The following is a 20680-nucleotide window of genomic DNA, read 5'->3' as shown; positions in this document are numbered from 1 at the left end:
ATGACAGTCAAAGCCTATGGCGCCCATGCCGCCGACAAACCCCTTGAATCCCTGGACATCGCCCGCCGCGCGCCCGGGGCCCACGACGTCCAGATCGACATCGACTTCTGCGGCGTCTGCCACTCCGACCTGCACACGGTGCGCGCCGAATGGGCCGGCACCCTGTACCCCTGCGTGCCGGGCCACGAGATCGTCGGCCGCGTGTCGGCGGTCGGCGCCCACGTGAGCGGCCACAAGGTCGGCGACCTGGTCGGCGTCGGCTGCATGGTCGACAGCTGCAAGGCGTGCGCGGATTGCGGCGAAGGCCTGGAAAACTATTGCGACAATATGGTCGGCACCTACAATGGCCCGACCGCGGATGCGCCCGGCCACACGCTGGGCGGCTATTCGCAGCAGATCGTGGTCAACGAGCGCTTCGTGCTGCGCGTGCGCCATCCGCAAGAGCAGCTGGCGGCGGTGGCGCCGCTGCTGTGCGCCGGCATCACCACCTGGTCGCCGCTGCGCCACTGGAACGCCGGTCCCGGCAAGCGCGTCGGCATCGTCGGCATCGGCGGCCTGGGCCACATGGGCATCAAGCTGGCCCACGCCCTGGGCGCCCACGTGGTCGCCTTCACTACCTCGGAATCGAAGCGCCGGGATGCCCTGGACCTGGGCGCCGACGAAGTCGTGGTCTCGAAGGATGCGGACGCGATGGCGGCCCAGGCCAAGAGCCTGGACCTGATCGTCAACACGGTCGCCGCGCCGCACGACCTGGACGCCTTCCTCAACCTGCTCAAGCGCGACGGCACCATGGTGCTGGTCGGCGCGCCCGAGTCGCCGCATCCGTCGCCGCAGGTGTTCAACCTGATCACGAAGCGCCGCGCGATCGCCGGCTCGATGATCGGCGGCATTCCGGAAACCCAGGAAATGCTCGACTTCTGCGCCGAGCACGGCATCGTGGCCGACATCGAGATGATCCGCGCCGACGACATCAACGGCGCCTATGAGCGCATGCTCAAGGGCGACGTCAAGTACCGCTTCGTGATCGATAACGCCAGCCTGGCCGCTTGATCCATTCACCGGCCCGCTACGCGGGCCTTCACGAGCGGCGTCGCCGCTCGTTCCGCATCAACCCCGTTTTCTCAATCATGAATCCAACCATTTCCGCCGCTTGCGACAGCAAGCCGGCAACGCCCGCGGCATGGGGCGCCGTGATGGCGATGTCGCTCGCCGCCTTCGCCCTGGTCGCCTCCGAATTCATGCCGGTCAGCCTGCTGACGCCTCTGGCGGCCGAACTGCGCATCAGCGAAGGCCAGGCCGGCCAGTCGATCGCGATCTCCGGCGCCTTCGCCCTGGTCACCAGCCTGCTGCTCGGGTCGGTCGTCGGACGGCTCGACCGCAAGATCCTGCTGCTGGGCCTGACCTTCCTGATGGTCGTCTCCGGCACGGTAGCCGCGTTCGCGCCCAACTATTTCCTGTTCATGGTCGGCCGCGCGCTGATCGGCGTCGCCATCGGCGGCTTCTGGTCGATGTCGGCGGCGACCGTGATGCGCCTGGTGCCGGCGCGCGACGTGCCGCGCGCCCTGGCCCTGCTCAACGGCGGCAATGCGCTGGCGACGGTCATCGCGGCGCCGGCCGGCAGCTACCTGGGCGCGATCGTCGGCTGGCGCGGCGCTTTCTTCTGCCTGGTGCCGGTGGCGGCGATCGCGCTCGCCTGGCTGCTGCTGCGCCTTCCGTCACTGCGCGCCGTTGACGCCACGGCGGCCGGCGGCATCCCGCGCCTGCTGCGGCGGCCGGCAGTGGTGCTCGGAATGGTGGCGGTAAGCCTGCTGTTCATGGGGCAGTTCGCACTGTTCACCTATCTGCGCCCGTTCCTGGAAAGCGTCACCGGCGTGCACGCCGCGAGCCTGTCGCTGATGCTGCTGGTGCTGGGCGTGGCCGGCTTCGTCGGCACGACCCTGATCGGCGCCGTGCTGAAGGACCGGCTGTACCGGGTGCTGGTGGCGATGCCCTTGATCATGGCGGCGGTCGCCGGCGCGCTGGTGGCGTTCGGCCACTCGGCGGCGGCGGTGACCGTGCTGCTCGCGATCTGGGGCCTGGTCGGCACCTCGGCGCCGGTCGGCTGGTGGACCTGGCTGGCCCAGACCCTGCCGCGGGATGCGGAAGCGGGCGGCGGCCTGATGGTGGCCGTGGTCCAGCTCGCGATCATGTTAGGTGCGACCCTGGGCGGCCTGCTGTTCGACGCCAGCGGCTACCGCGCGACCTTTTACCTGAGCGCGGGCCTGCTGGTCGCCGCCGCCGTGCTTGCCGTACTGGCGGGACGGTCGGCGCGCCATGCCGATTCATGAACAGGAAACATAAGCCTATGCCGCGTCCTTCATGAATCGCGGGAAGGGCTTGCCGTAACATCAACCAGATTTATTAACCGCTGACAGAAGGAAGCAACCCTGATGGACGACTCCACCAATATCAACCAGACCCGGCGCGGTGTCCTGATCGGCGGCGCGCTCGGCGCGACGGCGGCGGCCCTGCCGCTGGCAGGCGCCCAGGCGGCGGGGCAGGGCGCCGCCGGCGCGGCCCAGACGCCGGCGCCGGTGACCAGCAAGGTCACCCTGCGCGTGAACGGCCAGCCGCGCGAACTGACGCTCGACACCCGCACCACCCTGCTCGACGCGCTGCGCGAAAACCTGCACCTGACCGGCACCAAGAAGGGTTGCGACCAGGGCCAGTGCGGCGCCTGCACGGTGCTGGTCGACGGCCGCCGCATCAATTCCTGCCTGAGCCTCGCGATCATGCACGACGGCGCCGAGATCACCACCATCGAAGGCATGGGCACGCCCGACAAGCTGCATCCGATGCAGGCGGCGTTCGTCAAGCACGATGGCTTCCAGTGCGGTTACTGTACGCCGGGGCAGATCTGTTCGGCCGTGGCGGTGATCGACGAGATCCGCCAGGGCATCCCGAGCCATGTGACCGGCGACCTGAACACAAAACCGCTGCTGTCCGTCGACGAGATCCGCGAGCGCATGAGCGGCAATATCTGCCGCTGCGGCGCCTATTCGAACATCATCGACGCGATCAAGGAAGTCGGAGGAGTCAAGGCATGAAGGCATTCAGCTACCAGAAGGCCGCGACCCCGGCCGAAGCGGCGGCCGCCGCCGCCAGGACCCCGAACGCGCGCTTCATCGCGGGCGGGACCAACCTGCTCGACCTGATGAAGCTCGAGATCGAAACCCCGGCCCACCTGATCGACGTCAACGGCCTGGCGCTCGACAAGATCGAGGCGACGAAGGAGGGCGGCCTGCGCATCGGCGCGCTGGTGCGCAACACCGACCTAGCGGCCGACGCGCGCGTGCGCAAGGATTACGCCGTGCTGTCGCGCGCGCTGCTGGCTGGCGCCTCGACCCAGCTGCGCAACAAGGCGACCACCGCCGGCAACCTGCTGCAGCGCACCCGCTGCCCCTACTTCTACGACACCAATATGCCGTGCAACAAGCGCGTGCCCGGCAGCGGCTGCTCGGCCATCGGCGGCCATACGCGCGGCCATGCGATCGTGGGCCAGAGCGACGCCTGCATCGCCACCCACCCGAGCGATATGGCGGTGGCCATGCAACTGCTGGATGCAGGGGTCGAAACGGTGCGTCCCGACGGCAGCGCGCGCACGATCCCGATCGCCGACTTCTATCGCCTGCCGGGCACGACGCCGCACATCGAGCACAGCTTGATGCCGGGTGAGCTGATCACGGCGGTGACCCTACCCAAGCCGCTGGGCGGCAAGCACTATTACCGCAAGGTGCGCGACCGCGCCTCGTATGCGTTCGCGCTGATTTCGGTGGCGGCCGTGGTGCAGCCCGACGGCAGCGGCCGCGTGGCCGTGGGCGGCGTGGCGCATAAGCCGTGGCGCGTGCCGGCGGCGGAAAGCCAGTTGCCGCGCGGCGGCAAGGCCACCACCGCGCAATTGCTGGCCGGCGCCCGCACCACCGACGACAACGCATTCAAGATCCTGCTCGTCGAGCGCACGCTCGATGCGATCCTGGCGCAAGCCCGTGCGAGCTGAAAGAAAGGCTTGAGACCATGAAATTCACCAAACCCGAAACCACCAATCCGATCGACCAGATGAAGGTCGTCGGCAAGCCGCTCGACCGCATCGACGGCCCGCTCAAGACCACCGGTTCCGCCCCTTACGCCTACGAGCAGCATGCGGCAGCGCCGAACGCTGCCTACGGCTACGTCATCGGCGCGGCGATCGCCAAGGGCCGCATCGTGTCGATCGACACGGCTGCCGCGCGCCGCGCGCCGGGCGTGATCGCCGTCGTCACCCATGAGAACGCCGGCAAGCTGGGCAAGGGCAACTTCAACACCGCCCACCTGCTGGCCGGCCCGGAAGTGCAGCACTACCACCAGGCGGTCGGCATCGTCGTGGCCGAGACCTTCGAGCAGGCGCGCGCCGCGGCGTCGCTGGTCAAGGTCGAGTACGCGAAGGCGAACGGCTCCTACGACCTGGCCGCGGCAATGAACGCGGCGGTCACGCCCAAGACCGGCGACGCCGAATCGAAGGTCGGCGACTTCGACGGCGCCTTCGCCGGCGCGCCGGTCAAGCTCGACGCCACCTACACCACGCCCGACCAGTCGCACGCGATGATGGAGCCGCATGCTTCGATCGCGTCGTGGGATGGCGACAAGGTGACCGTCTGGACCTCGAACCAGATGATCGACTGGGGCAAGCAAGACCTGGCCAAGACGCTCGGCGTCCCGGCCGGCAACGTGCGCCTGATCTCGCCGTATATCGGCGGCGGCTTCGGCGGCAAGCTGTTCCTGCGCGCCGAGGCGGTGCTGGCGGCGCTCGGCGCCCGCGCGGCCAAGCGGCCGGTCAAGGTCGCGCTGCAGCGCGCGCTGATGATCAACAACACCACCCACCGTCCGGCCACGATCCAGCGCATCCGCATCGGCGCCACGCGCGAAGGCCGCATCAGCGCGATCGCCCACGAAAGCTGGTCGGGCGACCTGCCGGGCGGCCAGCCGGAAACCGCGGTCCAGCAGACCCGCCTGCTGTACGCGGGCGGCAACCGCCTGACCCGCCTGCAGCTGGCCACGCTCGACCTGCCCGAGGGCAATGCGATGCGCGCGCCGGGCGAGGCGCCGGGCATGATGGCGCTCGAGGTGGCGATGGACGAGATGGCCGAGAAGCTCAAGATGGATCCGGTCACCTTCCGCATCGTCAACGACACCACGGTCGACCCCGAAAAGGCGGGCCGCAAGTTCTCGCAGCGCCGCTACGTGCAGTGCCTGCGCCAGGGCGCCGAACGTTTCGGCTGGAGCAAGCGCAAGGCGCAGCCGGGCCAGGTGCGCGATGGCCAGTGGCTGGTCGGCATGGGCATGGCCTCGGCCTTCCGCAACAATATGAACATGAAGTCCGCCGCGCGCGTGCGCCTGGAAAGCGACGGCAAGGTGACGGTCGAAACCGACATGACCGATATCGGCACCGGCAGCTACACCATCATCGCGCAGACCGCGGCCGAGATGCTCGGCCTGCCGGTCGAGCGGGTCAACGTGCGCCTGGGCGACTCGGATTATCCGGTGTCGGCCGGTTCGGGCGGCCAGTGGGGCGCCAACAGTTCGACCGCCGGCGTCTATGCGGCCTGCGTCAAGCTGCGCGAGCAGATCGCGCAAAAGGCGGGGCTGGACGCCGCCAAGGCCGAATTCATCGATGGCGCGGTGCGCGCGGGCGGACGCGCGGTGCCGTTGACCGAGGTGGCCAAGGGCGGCGCGATCGTGGCCGAGGACACCATGGAATACGGCGACCTCGAAAAGCAGATGCAGCAGTCGACCTTCGGCGCCCACTTCGTCGAAGTCGCGGTGGACGTCGCCACGGCCGAGGTGCGCGTGCGGCGCATGCTGTCGGTGTGCGCGGCGGGCCGCATCCTGAACCCGAAGTCGGCGCGCAGCCAGGTGATCGGCGCGATGACGATGGGCGTGGGCGGCGCGTTGATGGAGCACCTGGCCGTCGACAAGCGCCTGGGCTTCTTCGTCAACCACGACCTGGCCAGCTACGAGGTGCCGGTGCATGCCGACATCCCGCACCAGGAGGTGATCTTCATCGACGAGACCGATCCCACGACGTCGCCGATGAAGGCCAAGGGCGTCGGCGAGCTGGGCCTGTGCGGCGTCGGCGCGGCGGTGGCGAACGCGATCTACAACGCCACCGGCGTGCGCGTGCGCGACTATCCGGTTACGCTCGACAAGATGTTGCAGAAGATGCCGTCGCTGGCTTGACGGCACGAGATCGGCGCTGCTCCGTGCATTATTCCTTGTAACGGATGGCGTCGATCACCAGCATCAGCGCGCGCGAGGAGTGGCGGCGGCTGGGATAGAAGGCGTGCAGCGGTTCGAAGGGTACGCACCAATCGTCCATCACGCTGACCAGCCGTCCCGCCTCCAGGTGCGGGTCGACCAGGCTCCCGGGCAGGAAGGCGATCCCGACGCCGTGCAATGCGGCGTCCAGCATGTGGTAGACGTTGGTGAACACCGACTGCCCGCGCACGCGGGCTTCCAGCGGCTGGCCTTCGTGCGCCAGCTCCCACGCATACAGCCCGCCGCTGCTGGGCAGGCGCAAGGTGATGCAGTTGTGCTTCATGAGCTCCTGCAGCGAGGTCGGCCTTGGGCGCCGCTCGAAATAGGCGGGCGCGCCGACGATCCGCATCGGCACCTCGTTCGTCAGGCGCACGCCGATCATGTCCTTCTCGAGCTGGTCGCCGTGGCGCACGCCGATGTCGTAGCGCTCGGCGGCGATGTCGATCAGGCGGTAGTCCGAGCTGATCTCGACGTGCAGGTCGGGGTATTGCGGCAGCAGCGGCGCGATGCGCGGCCACAGGATGGTGTCGATCACGTGGTCGATCGCGGTGATGCGGATGGTGCCGGCCGGCTTGTCGCCCAGGTCGCTGACGGCCGTGATCTCGGCCTCGATTTCTTCCAGCCGCGGGCCGACGTTCTGCAGCAGGCGCTCGCCGGCCTCCGTCGGCGACACGCTGCGGGTGGTGCGCGTGAGCAGGCGCACGCCGAGGCGCGCCTCCAGCGAGCGCACGATGTGGCTGAGCGCCGACTGGGTCATGCCGAGTTTCGCCGCGGCGCGCGTGAAGCTGCGCTCGCGGGCGACGGCGAGGAAGACGAGGATGTCGTTGATATTGTCACGGGCCATTGATTGATGATACAGCAACATCAATCGGCATGCGCATCCATGAGAGAAATTTATGGATGTGTGCTCTTGAGCCAGTCGCGGCCCTTGGCATCCAGCGCCGCGTCGATCACGTCCTGAGGCAGGCTGTAGACCGTGGCCCAGGTGGCGCGGCCGTCGGCGGCATTGGACGGAAAGCTCGTGGTGTCGATCGGCCAGTGATATTTGCGCTTGAGCGCGCGGACGATGGCGGCCAGGGTCACGCGGCCGCGCAGCGGTTCGGCGCCGGCCTGGTCGGCGCCCGACAGCAGGACGGCCAGCACGGCGCCGCGCGCGGTGCGCGGGCCAGGAAAGATGGGAGTTTTGCGTGGCATGCGCGGGATTCTACCCGGCCGCGCTGAATTTCGCGCCGCGCACATGCGTTTCGCGCCGCAGGGATGACGCTTCGTCGCACGGCGCTGCGCCTCGTCCCGGCGAACCACATACTGGCGCCACTTTCAACCCTTGCCGGAGCCCGCCATGCTGATCCAGATCCTGAGCCATACACCTCTCTACGTCTGGGCAATCCTCGCCTTCCTCGTGTGGCGCGGCGTCGCCGAACTGCGCGGGCGCGAGATCGCCCTGCGCCGGATGTTCGTGCTGCCGCTGGTGATGCTCGTCCTGTCGCTGCACGATATCGCGCTCAAGTTCGGGGTCGGTGCGACCGTGCTGGCGGCATGGATGACGGCCTTCGCGGCGGCCGCGCTGCTGTCCTGGCGCTTCGGCCGCGTGCGCGTGGCGCCCGGCAGCGCGCCGGGCCGGGTGCGCGTGGCCGGGAGCGTCGTCCCGCTGCTGCTGATGCTGTCGATCTTCACGCTCAAGTACGTGACCTCGGTGCTGCTGGCCGTGCGCCCCGACCTGGCAGATCAGGGGATGGTGGCGATGGCGGTCTGCGCCATGTTCGGCGTCTTCAACGGCTATTTCCTGGGCCGCCTGCTGCGCGACGTCGGTTTGACGCCCGCGGCTCGCTTCAATCGCCGTGCGGCAGGTTCCTGACGCAGCCTTCCAGTTCGGCGCGGGGCAGGAACACGCTCGGAATGCCCTGCGCGAAGCTGCCCACCTCATACGGATCCCAGTGGAACTCGATGCCGGATGGCAGGGGAATGAACTTGGGCTCCTTGAACACGTCCAGCGCGCCCTGCTCGGCCCACGACAGCCCTTGCGCGGCCAGCCTGGCCACGAGCGCCGCCGAGACCTTGTCACGACAGGCCGTGCCGGCGTCGACGAAGCCCGTGAAGCGGGTATGCACGGCCTGGCCGCCGCCGAGCGCATAGTGACGCATCGATGAGCGGTAGTTGCCGTGGGCGGCGCCATGGCCGAAGGTCCAGGCGCTGGCGTCGAGCGACAGCTGGCCCTTCGAATGCCAGCGCACCACGACCTTGTTCGTGCATTCGAGGTCGGCGTCGCAGCGGCCGGCCATCTCGCGCACCCAGGCGTCCAGCGCCGCGTCACGGAATACCGGGAACACGGCGGAAAACACGAATGGCTGGTCCGAGCCCTCGGCCTGGGCCTGCGGCGATGGCCGGGTGAGGGCGACCGCGCGGTAGGCCACGGTGCGTTTCAACGAGAACGGCTGCGCTGGCTTGTCTTGCGCCTGGCGCCAGCTGCCCTTGCCGCCGCGCCGGTCGGCGTCGAGGTCGACCGCGAACCGCTCCGGCCCCTGGGCTCCGGAGTCGAGCAGGGGAGCCAGCGCCATTGCGCCCGGCGGCGCCTTGAGCGGCGCCAGGGGGCGGGCCTTGCCCGTGTAGTCGCGCGCGAACCAGAAAGCGCTGGCCATGATCCTGGCCGCGTCGCCCGGCAGTCCGTCTGGCGCGGGGTAGGCCAGCGCGACCTGGAACAGGGCGCCGTCCGCGAGGCGGCCCTGGTACAGGCCGCCGGCCTCCCATTCGATGCGCTCGGGCGAGCGCAGCAGGTCGCCATGGTCTTGCGCCGTCGCAGGCACGGCGAGCGCCAGCAGCGCGGGAAGGAGGCAGGCGGCCGCTCTCACTCCCGCCCCGTCCTTAATCGAAGGCCCAGGAATACAGCACGTCGAGCGCGCTATTGGTCCCGGTCTGGAACTGCAATGCGATGCGCGGCGTGAGCTTGTAGCGCAGGCGCACCAGGCTCGAGGCGGTACTGGTGCCCTGCTCGAAGCTCAGGTAGGCGCGCGACGAGATGCGCTTGCCGACGGTGACCACGGTGCTTTCCAGGCCCGACGAATCGCCGCCGCCGGCGCCCTGCTTGAGCCCCAGTTCATCCACGCCCAGCGAGTTCGCGAGCTTCGATTGGATGCCGCCGGTGCCGCCGCTGCCGCCCAGCAGGGCGCTGGCGGCGGCCGTCAGCACGCCTTTCTGGTCGCCGCTGGCCGCTTCCATGCTGTGGCCCAGCACCAGCCAGGACAGCTTGTCGCTGTCCGACACGTTCGGCGTCGACACCAGGCGCGCCGTGGGCGATTGCGCGGTGCCGCGCACCTGCACGCCGGCTTCGACGTTGGTTTCCGAGAGCTGTTCGCCTTCGGGGCGCTTGCGCACCGCCAGGATGTCGAGCGAGGGGTTGTCGTAGGGGCCGCTGAAAGTCAGCACCGCGCGCTCGATCGACAGGTTCTGGCCGTACGCGGCGTAGGTGCCGTTCACCGCGCGAATCGTGCCGTTGATGCGCGGCTGGCCGGCGCCCGTCATGCGCACCCGTGCGCTGCCGGCCAGGTAGGCGTCGATGCCCATGGCGCGCACGTGGAAGTCGTCGCCCAGGTCGGCCGCGAGGTCGACCGTCAGCGGCACTTCCTTTTCCTTGGTGGTCGGCGTCTTTTTTTCGGCGCCGCGGCCCAGCACGATGACGTCGTCCGAGATGGTCGGCCGGCCTTGCGGCGCGAATTCGATCAGCGCGCGGTCGGCGCGGAATTTGCCCTCCAGCGCGAAGCGGCTGGCGTCGCGCACCAGCGAGGCCTGGCCGCTCATGATCAGGGTGCGGTCGGGACGCGAGAGCGCTTCGAGCTTGTCCATGTTCAGGCGCACGTCCATGGTCGGCGCGCCGTCGGCGAAGCGCACGAAGCCGCTGGCGGCGGCGCTGCCCTGGCGGCCCTGGAAGGTCAGGCGCTCCACCCGCAGCTGGTCGCCGCCGAGCTGGGCACGCAACTGGCCGTTCTGCAGGCGCACGCCCTGTTCGGCCCAGCGCACCGCGAGCTTGTCGCCATCGAGGTTGCCGTTCAGGCTGGGGCGGCCGATGGTGCCGCCGCCCGTCATGGCCAGGCGCAGCGCGCCGTCGAGCTCCAGCCCCGGCTGGCCGGCCAGCGAGGCCAGCCAGGCGATCGACGGGATGTCGGCATTGGCCGTCATGCGCAGCGGGCTGTCGCTTTCGAGGCGGCCGTTCAGCATCTGGGCATTCGCCTCGACTTTCGCCACACCGGTGCGGGCGCCGTCGAAGTCCAGGTTCACGCGCAGGCCGCTGCCGACCACTTCGGCGGACGCTTCCAGCCGGCGCAGGCCGAGCGGCACCGGGGTGTCGCCGCCGACGATGGCGTCGCCGGCTTCGCGGAACACGCGCACGTTGCCGGCCAGCGAAGGCGCGGCGCCGTCGGCGACAGGCGCGCGCATGTCGACTGACCAGGCGGCGCCCAGCGTCAGGTCGCCGCGCGCGTTGTCGGCCAGGGCAGGGGAGAACTGCGCCAGGTAGGTGAGCGGCACCTTGTCGGCGTGGCCGCGGCTGCTCCAGCGCGGGCCGTCCTTGGTGAGCGTGTCGACCGTGATGCTGCCGTTCGGCAGTTGGACCACGGCGCCATTGAAGGCGATGCGTTCCGGGCTGGCCAGGCCTTTCATGCCGGAGCCGGGCGCGCCGGCGATCGTGACCGGCACCGGGTTTTGCAGGCGCATGGCGTAGCGGCCGCGGTTCTGCAGCGCGGCCAGCGTGCCGCTCCAGGTGTCGCGGTTGAAGCCGCCGCGGATCTCGGTATTGGCGTCGAAGGCGTCGCCCAACGCCGACAGCTTGACGGTGTGGGCGCCGCGCGTGCCCTCGGTCTGCAGGCGCACCGACGCCACGCGCGTCTCGCCGCTGACGTAGTCGAGCACCTCCACGTTGCTGACCAGCGGATCGGCCGCGCCGCGGCCGGAACCGAGGTTGGCGCTGGCGCGCAGCGAGCGCACATTGTGCGTGCCCAGCGCCTTGATGTTCTGGCCCTCGATGCTGGCGCTGAGCGACGGCGTGTCCATGGTGCCGGACAAGGCGCCCGAGCCGCGCAGCGCGCCGCCAAACTCGGGGCCGAGCGCCGCCAGCTGCGGCGCGTCGATCTTCCAGTTCAGCGTGTCGCGCGCCAGGCCGAAGGCGCCGGTGGCGGCGATCACGTTGGGGCCGATGCGCAGGTCGACGTCGGCATTCGACACGTGGCGGCGGTCCGCCGTCAGGCGCGCATGGCCGCGCAGCGGCGAATTGGCCAGGGTCGAAGCGTCGGCCAGCTTGAAGTCGAGCGCGCCGCGCCAGTCGGCGCCGGCGCGGCCGCTGCCGCTGAAGGTCGAATTGATGTTGCCGGCCAGCGGAGAGCCGAAGGCCGCCGGGTTGAACCGTTGCGTGCCGCCGCTGGCCTTGACCTCGACCGCGCGCGCGCCTTCAGGTCCGCCGAGCCAGGCTTCGCCGCTGGCGCGCAACACGCCGCTGCCGTTCTTGCGCTGGGCCGCGACCCAGCCCAGGTCTTGCGCATTGACCTCGAAGGTGGTGCGCGGCGCTTCCATGGTGCCGCTGACGACGCCGTTGGCGGTGACCGCGCCATACAGGTCGCTGCGCACCGCCGCCAGCTGGCGGCCGTCGAGGCGCCAGTTCAGGCGGTCGCCGGCGCCGCCGAACGCGCCCTTCAGGTCGACCTTGTTCTGGCCCAGCGCCAGGTTGGCGTCGATGCCGCTGATGCGTTTCGCATCAGCGCTCAGCTTGCCGCTGCCGGACAGCGCCTGGTTCATCAGGCGGCTCTGGCGCACGGCGAAGTCGGCGTCGACCTTCCACTCGGGGCTGAGCGCGCCCGCGGCATTGATCGTGGCGTTGATGTCGGCCACCGGCAGGTCGCCGAAGGCCGACGGATCGAAGCGGTTTGCGCTGGCCGTGGCCTTGAAGGCCTTGTCGCCCTCGAGGTTCATGCTGCCGCTGGCGGTGACGCTGCCGCGGCCCGCGGTCAGGCGCGCTTCCTTGAGCGTCGCGACGTTGTTTTCCAGGGTCGCCAGGGCGGCCAGGCGCAGGCCGGCGTCAAGCAGGTTGGCTTCCAGCGTCTGGCGCGTGGCCTCGTTGGTGACCGCAATGCTGCCCTTGATCGCGGTCGGCTTCATGGCCGAATGCACTTCGCGCAGGTTGAAGCGCTCGGTCTGCAGGGTGAAGCGCGCGGTGCCGATGCCTTCCTCGTCCTTTTCGCGCTGGACGCCGCCGGTGCCGGTGAACTTGCCGGCGGCGCCGAAGTCGAGCAGCACGTCGGAGATGCGCACCGCGTCCAGGCTGCCGCCCAGCTGGCCGCGCGCGGAGCGCAGCGGCAGGCGTTGCTGGTCGATCGTGCCTTCCGGCCCGCTGTTGGTGATGTCGACGCTGCCGCTGATATTGCGGTTGGCGTCCAGCTTGCCGGCCACGGCCAGGGTCAGGTCGGCGGTCGGCAGTGCGGGATTGAAGAAGCCCGGATCGAGGTTGCGCCCATTGACGCGCAGCGCGCGCAGCGGAATCTCGGCATAGGGCGCGATGGTGAAGTGGGCGTCGCCGATGGCGCGCCCGGCCTGGCCGGTGGCGTCGATCTGGGTCGCGTTCTCGATGTCGCCGCCCACCTTCAGCTGCAGCTGGGCGGCGCGCGCGCCGGCGCTGGCCTGCGATTGCGTGAGGCTGCCCGAGGCCTCGATCTTGAACGGGCGCTGGGCGCCGAGCGTGGCGTTGGCCGCCACCTGGCCCCAGGGCGTGCTGGCCGCGGCATCCTGCACCACCCAGCTGCGCTTGTCGCCCTTGGCGCGCACGCGGATATTGTCGATCGTCGTTTCGGCGCCGGCGATGCTCACCATCGTCAGGCGGTTCAGCCGCGCGTCGTCGGCTTCGATCCGGAACGGCGGCGCGAGGCTCGCCGGCAGCACCGAGGGTTCGTCGGTTTCCTTCAGCGTCTGCATGCGCACGCTGGCGGCCCACAGCTTGTCGACCAGGATGCCGCCCGACAGGATCTGCGACGGCGACCAGTCGACGTCGATCTTGACCGCCGTGACGATCTGTTCGTCGGTGCGCCACACGAGGCGCTCGATGTGCATGGCGCCGTAGATCGAACCGGTGACGCCAGTGACGGTGAGCTTGCCGCCGGTGGCGTCGGCCACGCGCTGGACGATCATTTGCAGCGTGGTCTCGCGGCCGAGATACCACAGCGCGCCGCCGACGATGACGCCGGTGGCGACGACGCCGATCGCCACGCGGCGCGGCCAGCGGCGGGTTGCATGAGCCTGAGGCTGGTCAGGCGCCGGCGCCTGGTGGTTTTCAGGTGTATCCATCAGAACGTGAATCCAAGTGAGAAGTGCAGGCGCGCCTTGCGCACCGCGTGGCCATAGGCCAGGTCGACATTGATCGGGCCGACCGGGCTGCGCCAGCGCGCGCCGACGCCGTAGCCCGACTTGGGATTGAGGTCGCCGAACTTGTCGGCGGCGTTGCCGACGTCGTAGAACACGGCCACGCCCCAGGGCGGCTTGAACCAGTACTGGTATTCGGCGCTGGCGGTGGCGAGATAACGCCCGCCGACGGTGGCGCCGTTCTCCTGCACGCCCAGTTCCTGGTAGCCGTAGCCGCGCACCGACTGGTCGCCGCCGGCGCGGAACAGGAAGGTGCTCGGCACGCCCAACTTCTCTTTCGAGGCCACGGCGCCGGTCTCGCCGCGCAGGATCAGCGAACCGGCGGCGCCGACCGGCTTGTAATAGATGCCGCGCAGGTACAGGCGCAGGAATTTTTCGTCGGTCAGGATCGGCAGCACGGCGCCGCCGAACTGGGCGTTCCAGACATAGCCGTTGGTCGGCTGGATCAGGCTGTCCAGCTTGCGCCGGGTGATGCTGTAGGTGAGCGGCAGGCTCTTGGCGCGGGTGGGCTCGAGGCCTTCGACTTCGCGTTTCTCGGTCAGCACCTCCAAGGTCAGGCTGCGCTCGAGCAGCGGCGAGCCCCAGGTACGGCGGGCGGCCACGCTGGCCAGGGTGGTGATCTCGCCGCGTACGTCTTCGCGCTCGACGCCGGCGCTGACGCTGTCGTTATGGCCTTTGGACGAGGTCGGCCAGAAGAATTCGCCCTTGGCGGTCTGGCGCTTCTGTTCGTAGATCAGGTCGCTCTTGAAGCGCTTGCCGAACACGTTCAGGTCGTCGTAGCCCAGCGAGGCGCGGGCGCCGGTGTCGGTCGAGAAGCCGAGGCCGGCCTCGACGTTCTTCTGCTTGTTCTCCGTCACCCGCACCACCACCGGCAGGGTCGTGGGGCCGGTGGAACGCTCCGGCGTCGCCGGGTTGGCGTCGTCGTCGGCGTCTTCCCTGATGTCGGCGATCTCGGCATTGAGCACGGCGCGCATATCGGTGCTGACCTCGACGCTGCTGAAGTAGCCGGTGTCCTGCACCCGCGACTGCAGGGCCTGCAGGGCGGCTTCGCTGTACTCGTCGCCGGGATTGATCTTGTTGAGGTTGGTGATGACCTCGCGCGGATAGCGCTTGAGGCCGCGGATGCGCAGCTCGCCGAAGCGCATCTCGGGGCCGGAATCGATCACCACGCGCAGCAGGGCGCGGCGCGAATCCGGATCGACCGTGGCGCTGGTCTCGACCAGGCGCGCGCGCGGAAAGCGGGTCTGGGCCACGTCGCGCAGCAGGCCGCTCTTGGCGCTTTCCCAGTCGGCCTGGCGGAACTGGCTGCCGACCGGCAGGGTCCAGCGGTTGCGCAAGGCATTGGCGTCGAACGGCGCGCCGCCTTCCTCGAACGGGACGAAGCCCTGCAGCACCAGGTCGAGGTCGCCCACCAGCACCGGCTGGCCGGGATCGACGATGACGCGCGCCACCGGCCGCGCGCCGCTGGTATCCAGGCCGGCCGAGACCTTGGGCGAGTAATAACCCTCGGTGGCGATCAGGGTGCGCGCCTGCTCGGGCGCTTCTTTCACCAGGCGCTGCAATTGTTCGAGGTCGACCCGCGCATTGCCGCGCCAGCGCATCAGGTCGAGGTTATCTTCGAGCAATTCTTCGAGCGCGCGGGGGGCATCGATGCGTACCGTATAGTCGACCGCCTGCGCGTTTTCCGGTGTCGCTTGTGCGTACACGGCCGTGGCGAAAAACAATGCGCCCAATCCCACCAGCGCATGGCGCACGAGCTGGGAAAGGGGACGCGGGCGGGGAATCGATCGAGGTGACAACATGGCGCTCCACTGAGAATACTCGTTCGCATCTTAACTGATTGGCAAACTCGATGCCGCCACGGAATGTTGTGCGTGCGCCTCGGGCCGGCTCGCACACGGTGCCGGCAATCTGTGACAGAATGCCCCGCTTATCGATCACAGTTCTTGCCTTTCACACCATGACCACTCCATCTTCCGACACCGCGCTCGTCCTGTTCAGCGGCGGCCAAGACTCCACCACCTGCCTCGCCTGGGCGCTGCAGCGCTATGCGCGGGTCGAGACGATCGGTTTCGATTATGGCCAGCGCCATGCGATCGAACTGGAGGTGCGCCCAACCCTGCTGTCGAAGCTGCGCGCGCTCAATCCCGGCTGGGACGCGCGCCTGGGCGACGACCACATGATCGACCTGTCGCTGATCGCGCAAATCTCTGACACGGCTTTGACCAGCAATGTTGAGATCGCCATGCAGGAAAACGGCTTGCCAAACACTTTCGTGCCTGGCCGCAACCTGATGTTCATGACGGTGGCGGCCACGGTGGCCTACCGGCGCGGCCTGAACGTGCTGGTGGGCGGCATGTGCGAGACCGATTTCTCGGGCTATCCGGACTGCCGCGACGACACCATGAAGGCGCTGCAGGTGGCGCTCAACCTGGGCATGGCGACGCGCCTGAAGGTCGAGACCCCGCTGATGTGGATCGACAAGGCGCAGACCTGGGAACTGGCGCAGCAGGAGGGCGGCGACGCGCTGGTGGACCTGATCCGCTTCGACACCCACACCTGCTACCTGGGCGAGCGCGGCGACGCGCATCCCTGGGGCCATGGCTGCGGAACCTGCCCGGCCTGCGCCCTGCGCGCGCGCGGTTACGAACAGTACGTGGCGCGCAAGCAGGCGTAAAAAAAAGCCGGGACGAGCCCGGCGTAGGGTCGGCGCGGCCGGCGAGGCGGCTATGCCGCCGACGCGTGATCGCTAGCGGCGCGGTCCTCGCGCAGTTATCTCAAGCAGTGGCGGTCTTTTCCAGGCTGACCTTGCGCGAGCGGCTCATGAAGTACCAGATGATGGCCACCGGGATCACCAGCGGCAGCAGCAGCGGCGAGATGGCGAGGGCCAGCACCACGGCGCCGATGCCCAGCGAACCCAGCAGCATCACGCCGACGCCGGCGAACACCACCGCCAGCAGCACGCCCACCATGATGGTGATGAACAGCGCCAGCAAGGCGCCGCCGCCCGCGAACAGGGTGGCCAGCATCCAGCCCAGCGGCCCGTCGATTTCGTCGCCGTCGAAGTGCACCGTCATGTCGTTGCCCCAGCTGTTGAACAGCAGCGCGGCGAACAGGAACAGGATGATGTAGGGGGCGTATTTTTTCATGGTGGTCCTCGCGGTTGGGGTGGTAATCGGTTCAACGTTTCGTTCTTGCATGCTCGAACTGTATGCCTGCACGCGGGTCGCGGCCAGCGGCGTGCGACAGGCCGCATGTTTTGCGGGACGAAACGTGCATAGGCGGGGCCGGGCAGAATCGTCGGCAATTTTTTGCTTGTAATGCCTGCCGCGTTTCCTATACTGGTTTTCTCTGTTACAGGGGGAGCCTATGTACGCTGTATTTCATGGAATCCGGGACCGCCTGGCCGTGGTCGATAGCAGTCCCAAAGATCCGCCATCGGCGCCGCCCGCGATACCGCCGATCATCATCAACCCGCATCACCCGTCCAGCCGGCATACGCCGGCGCCAAACGGCGACCCGCGGCCCATCCCCGTGGGCCCGCCGATCGTGCCGCCGCCAGGCCCCGATTGGCGCTGTCCGCGCATCGTCGACGACTGTCCGGCCTGATATTGTCGAGTCAGTCCACAAAAGCCCGCACTGCTTGCCTGTGCGGGCTTTTTCATGGGTCTGGTTTCCTCTATGATCGTGGTTTTGGGCGAGAGCCCGCCGAAGGAAGCAGATGAACGACCAGACCCACGATCACGACGACGAAGAACAGGACACCGGCCCGGTGCAGGAGCCGCGCCTGTGGCAGGGCAATGGCTGGACCGCGCGCGTGATCAAGAACGAGGACGACGACGGCTGGGCGGTGGCCATGTACAAGGACGGCGAGCCGGAACCGGCGCTGGTCGGCCCCTGGACCATGGGCCGCGACAAGAAGAACCCGAAGCCGCTCGACGTGAATGCCTTCAACACGCTGATCAAGACCGCGTCCGAGGTGATCCGCCGCCACGAGCAGCACATGCACGCGATCCTGCACAAGAACCTGTTCGTCTCGACCGGCGAGGGCGAACTGAAAGTGACGCTCGACATCGTGCCGGACGACGACGATCCCTATGCCATGCTGGCCGCGACGGACGAGATGGGCGAGCAGGTGGCGAAGGTGCGGGTGGCCCCGACCTTCAAGCTGACCCAGGCCTCGGCCCTGGCCTGGATCGAGAACGATTTCCGCGCCCCGCGCTGAAAAACCACATTTACTTGCCGCAGGCTGCTGCGGCGGGTGGCAAGCTGCTACTATTTCCTCTGCGCATTTTTTGATTACGTGGGGGAAGCATGGAACGTCTTGACCGGCTGGAAGCGGTCCAGTCGATGCTGCTCGAGATCGGGCAATTATCGACCAGCTGCAGCGACATCACCGCATTCATCGAGGCCGTGCACCGGGCGTTGGGCCGCATCATGTATGCGGCCAATTTCTACGTCGCACTGGCTGACCGCGAAGACGGTACGGTGCGCTTCCCTTATTTCGTCGACGAGGCCGACGGCAGCCGCGATCCCAACGAGCGCATCACGCTGGCCTCGCCCGAGCAGTCGCCGACCGCCTGGGTGCTGCTCAACCGCCAGACCCTGGTGTTGACGGCGGCGGATTTCCACGAACGCCTGCGTAGTAGCGGGCGCTGGGGCAGCGGCAGCGTGCCGGAGCACTTCGTCGCCTGTCCGCTGCTGGACCAGAATCACCAGGCGCTGGGGGCGATCGTCATCCAGAGCTATTCCCCCGAACAGACCTACAGCGCGGAAGACCAGGCGCTGTTCGCCCTGATCGCCAACCACGTCTCCAACGCGCTGCAGGGCTTGCAGAGCATGGATCGCCTGGAGCGCGCGGTGCAGGAGCGCACCGCGGCGCTGGCCCACGAGGTGGCCGAGCGCGGGCGCGCCGAGAAGGTGCAGCATGCGCTGTACCAGATCGCCGACCTGTCGGCCCAGGCGCTCGACACCGACCTGCTCAGCGCCAGCCTGCACAAGATCATCGGCGAGCTGATGGTGGCCGACAACTTCCTGATCGCGCTCTACCATCCGGATACGCAAGAGATCAGCATCCCGTATTTCGTCGACCAGAAGGACGATACGCCGCCGCTGCAATGCTTCCCGTTCGGCAAGGCCATGTGCTCCTATGTCTTGTCGAGCAAGCAGGCGCAACTGCACGACCTGGGGAGCTTCCGCCAGCTGGTGGCCAACGGCATCGTCACCGAACCGCTCGGCAATAGCGAGATCGCGAGCTGGATGGGGGCGCCGATGCTGGTCCACGACAAGCCGTATGGCGTGATCGTGGTGCAGAGCTACGACCCGGCCATCGTCTATATCAAGGCCGAGCTGGATCTGCTGGCCTTCATGGCCAGCCACGTGGCGGTGGCGATCGCGCGCATGCAGGCCGACCGCAAGATCCGCAAGGCCAAGCAGGAACTGGAGCAGCAGAACGCGGCGCTGAACGACGCCCTGCACGCGCTGCAGGAAGCGCAATCGGAACTGGTGCGCCAGGAGAAACTGGCTTCGCTGGGGCGGCTGGTGGCCGGCGTGGCGCACGAGATCAATACGCCGCTGGGCATTTGCGTGACCGCGACCAGCCACCTGGTGCAGGAACTCAAGCTCACGCGCGAAGAACTGGCGGCGGGCGAGATGACCGAAGAGAGCCTGGCCACCTTCTTCGACGTGATCGACCAGTCGCTGCGCATCATGACCACCAATACCCAGCGCGCGGCGGCGCTCGTGCGCAGCTTCAAGCAGGTGGCGGTGGACCAGTCGTCGGGGGATATCCGCAGCTTCAATCTCGACGCGTACCTGAAGGAAGTGCTGCTGTCATTGCAGCCGAAGCTGAAAGGGCGGCCGGTGAAGGTGGACGTCGACTGCCCGAAGGACCTGGTGCTGGACAGTTATCCGGGGGCGGTGTCGCAGATCGTCACCAATATGGTGATGAATTCACTGGTGCATGGATTCGAGCGCGATCAGCCGGGCAATATCACGGTGCGGGCGGCGGTCGAGGACGATGGCTGGGTGGTGCTCGACTATGCCGACGATGGGGCGGGGATGGACAAGGACACGCTGGACAAGCTGTTCGATCCGTTCTTTACCACCAAGCGGGGGACGGGTGGGAGCGGGCTGGGGGCGCATATCTTGTATAACTTGGTGACGGGGGCGCTCGGCGGGACGGTGAGGGTGGAGAGTGCGCCCGGGAAGGGACTGCGGTATCACTTGCGGTTTCCGCGGTCGCAGCGTAAGCAGAAGAATTCCTGCGTTTTAATCAATGATAATTAGATCAGATGTTTATATTGAACGATGGACGCGGTGCATTCCTGGAGTTCCTGCGTAATCTGACGCCACAGACTTTACTTCTCTCTATCGCATTTGTTGTAGGGGCAAGGCTTGATTTAGAGAAGTTTGATCTCGAAAATTTTGAGCAACCACTTATTTTCTATGCGTTTCTATTGTTTGCAGGTTTGGCTGGTTGGGCGAACTGTGCTCAATTTTTAGAAAAGTCGTTTTTTCACTTGGATCGTGTGAAGCGCGCAACTAAGACTTTTCGAAAGCTCGGGTATTGTGGCCAACGACTCTTCATATCGACATTAAAGTATGCTGCGAAGCGAAAGCCGGGAGTCTTTGTCGAAGTGGTTGTAGTTCTTGGCGTTCTTGAGTTGGGACAGGTGGCGCTTTTCTTCGCTGCCATGAGTTCAGCTTCTGCCATACTTCTCAATTTGCAATAAGGGCGAGATTTCATATCCATGAGGCTTGAATTGAAGTCAGTAAGTATTTACTTTTTGACCGAGAATTGCCCCGCTGACCTGATGCACCGGGCATCTGTCATCAAGCGCGGTTAGGCCTACGAGAAATTGTATAAACAATTAATGGATAGCGAAATGGCAGAGCAGCAGATTGGCCATGTAGGACGTACCAAGGCAGCGTGGCCGATCCTTGTCCGCCGTGCGAG

General features: G+C 67.6%; 16 protein-coding genes. 10 read left to right on the top strand and 6 right to left on the bottom strand.

The genetic code is table 11. The annotated features are described in order from the left end of the window. The 5 genes from LO55_RS04545 to paoC all read left to right on the top strand — a co-directional run bounded on the left by LO55_RS04545 (position 1) and on the right by paoC (position 6252). Positions 1-1050, top strand: coding sequence for an NAD(P)-dependent alcohol dehydrogenase (locus tag LO55_RS04545; RefSeq protein ID WP_071360611.1), 1050 nt, complete (start codon positions 1-3; stop codon positions 1048-1050). A 77-nt stretch (positions 1051-1127) separates the two neighbouring features. Further along, positions 1128-2327: an MFS transporter gene (locus LO55_RS04540; RefSeq protein WP_071360610.1), complete on the top strand. Its 1200-nt coding sequence runs from the start codon at positions 1128-1130 to the stop codon at positions 2325-2327. A 102-nt stretch (positions 2328-2429) separates the two neighbouring features. Then, entirely contained in the window at positions 2430-3086 is a 657-nt protein-coding gene (gene paoA / locus LO55_RS04535) for an aldehyde dehydrogenase iron-sulfur subunit PaoA (RefSeq protein ID WP_071360609.1), read from the top strand. Continuing rightward, a complete protein-coding gene (locus LO55_RS04530) occupies positions 3083-4036 on the top strand; it encodes an FAD binding domain-containing protein (protein ID WP_071360608.1) in 954 nt (317 codons plus the stop codon). The genes paoA and LO55_RS04530 overlap by 4 nt, the downstream gene beginning before the upstream one ends. A 17-nt stretch (positions 4037-4053) precedes the next feature. Then, positions 4054-6252: an aldehyde oxidoreductase molybdenum-binding subunit PaoC gene (gene paoC, locus LO55_RS04525; protein WP_071360607.1), complete on the top strand. Its 2199-nt coding sequence runs from the start codon at positions 4054-4056 to the stop codon at positions 6250-6252. 28 nt (positions 6253-6280) lie between these two features. On the opposite strand, the gene LO55_RS04520 is transcribed toward paoC, so the two are convergent. Both LO55_RS04520 and LO55_RS04515 read right to left on the bottom strand, forming a co-directional pair. Continuing rightward, positions 6281-7174 (bottom strand): LysR family transcriptional regulator, encoded by an 894-nt coding sequence (locus LO55_RS04520; RefSeq protein WP_040774866.1) that lies wholly within the window; start codon positions 7172-7174, stop codon positions 6281-6283. A gap of 50 nt (positions 7175-7224) precedes the next feature. Next, complete coding sequence (locus tag LO55_RS04515) at positions 7225-7524, bottom strand: hypothetical protein (protein ID WP_071360606.1); 300 nt, start codon at positions 7522-7524, stop codon at positions 7225-7227. A gap of 145 nt (positions 7525-7669) precedes the next feature. On the opposite strand from LO55_RS04515, the gene LO55_RS04510 reads away from it, so the two are divergent. Continuing rightward, complete coding sequence (locus LO55_RS04510) at positions 7670-8185, top strand: DUF6622 family protein (protein WP_071360605.1); 516 nt, start codon at positions 7670-7672, stop codon at positions 8183-8185. On the opposite strand, the gene LO55_RS04505 is transcribed toward LO55_RS04510, so the two are convergent. Genes LO55_RS04505 through LO55_RS04495 form a run of 3 tightly spaced genes read right to left on the bottom strand, consistent with a single transcriptional unit; the run spans position 8160 to position 15524 of the window. Continuing rightward, positions 8160-9176: an RsiV family protein gene (locus LO55_RS04505; RefSeq protein ID WP_071360604.1), complete on the bottom strand. Its 1017-nt coding sequence runs from the start codon at positions 9174-9176 to the stop codon at positions 8160-8162. The genes LO55_RS04510 and LO55_RS04505 overlap by 26 nt on opposite strands. A gap of 13 nt (positions 9177-9189) precedes the next feature. Next, positions 9190-13647, bottom strand: a complete 4458-nt coding sequence (locus tag LO55_RS04500; RefSeq protein ID WP_071360603.1) for a translocation/assembly module TamB domain-containing protein — start codon at positions 13645-13647, stop codon at positions 9190-9192. Next, on the bottom strand, positions 13647-15524 hold the full coding sequence (locus LO55_RS04495; protein WP_071360602.1) for an autotransporter assembly complex protein TamA: 1878 nt from the start codon (positions 15522-15524) through the stop codon (positions 13647-13649). Before LO55_RS04495 ends, LO55_RS04500 begins: the two co-directional genes overlap by 1 nt. 158 nt (positions 15525-15682) lie before the next feature. Here LO55_RS04495 and queC point away from each other — a divergent pair, with 158 nt between their 5' ends. Then, positions 15683-16399 (top strand): 7-cyano-7-deazaguanine synthase QueC, encoded by a 717-nt coding sequence (gene queC, locus LO55_RS04490; protein ID WP_071360601.1) that lies wholly within the window; start codon positions 15683-15685, stop codon positions 16397-16399. Between the two features lie 100 nt (positions 16400-16499). On the opposite strand, the gene LO55_RS04485 is transcribed toward queC, so the two are convergent. After that, the gene (locus LO55_RS04485) at positions 16500-16871 is read right to left on the bottom strand and encodes a hypothetical protein (RefSeq protein WP_071360600.1); all 372 of its coding nucleotides are present in this window, start codon (positions 16869-16871) and stop codon (positions 16500-16502) included. Positions 16872-17443: 572 nt separating this feature from the next. Between LO55_RS04485 and LO55_RS04480 the strand changes: the two genes are divergently transcribed. From LO55_RS04480 to LO55_RS26185, 3 genes are all read left to right on the top strand, one after another. Further along, positions 17444-17947 carry a hypothetical protein gene (locus tag LO55_RS04480; protein WP_071360599.1) on the top strand — a complete coding sequence of 168 codons (504 nt, stop codon included), beginning with the start codon at positions 17444-17446 and terminating at the stop codon, positions 17945-17947. An 89-nt stretch (positions 17948-18036) separates the two neighbouring features. After that, complete coding sequence (locus LO55_RS04475; protein ID WP_071360598.1) at positions 18037-20010, top strand: GAF domain-containing sensor histidine kinase; 1974 nt, start codon at positions 18037-18039, stop codon at positions 20008-20010. A 5-nt stretch (positions 20011-20015) separates the two neighbouring features. Next, positions 20016-20456, top strand: coding sequence for a hypothetical protein (locus tag LO55_RS26185; protein WP_143054450.1), 441 nt, complete (start codon positions 20016-20018; stop codon positions 20454-20456). The last annotated feature ends 224 nt before the right edge of the window (positions 20457-20680 follow it).

Source organism: Massilia timonae, from assembly GCF_001866515.1.
Classification (GTDB): Bacteria; Pseudomonadota; Gammaproteobacteria; order Burkholderiales; family Burkholderiaceae_D; genus Telluria; species Telluria timonae.
The sequence above is the reverse complement of the archived record's forward strand: the minus strand, read 5'-3'. Positions and strand labels throughout refer to the sequence as shown.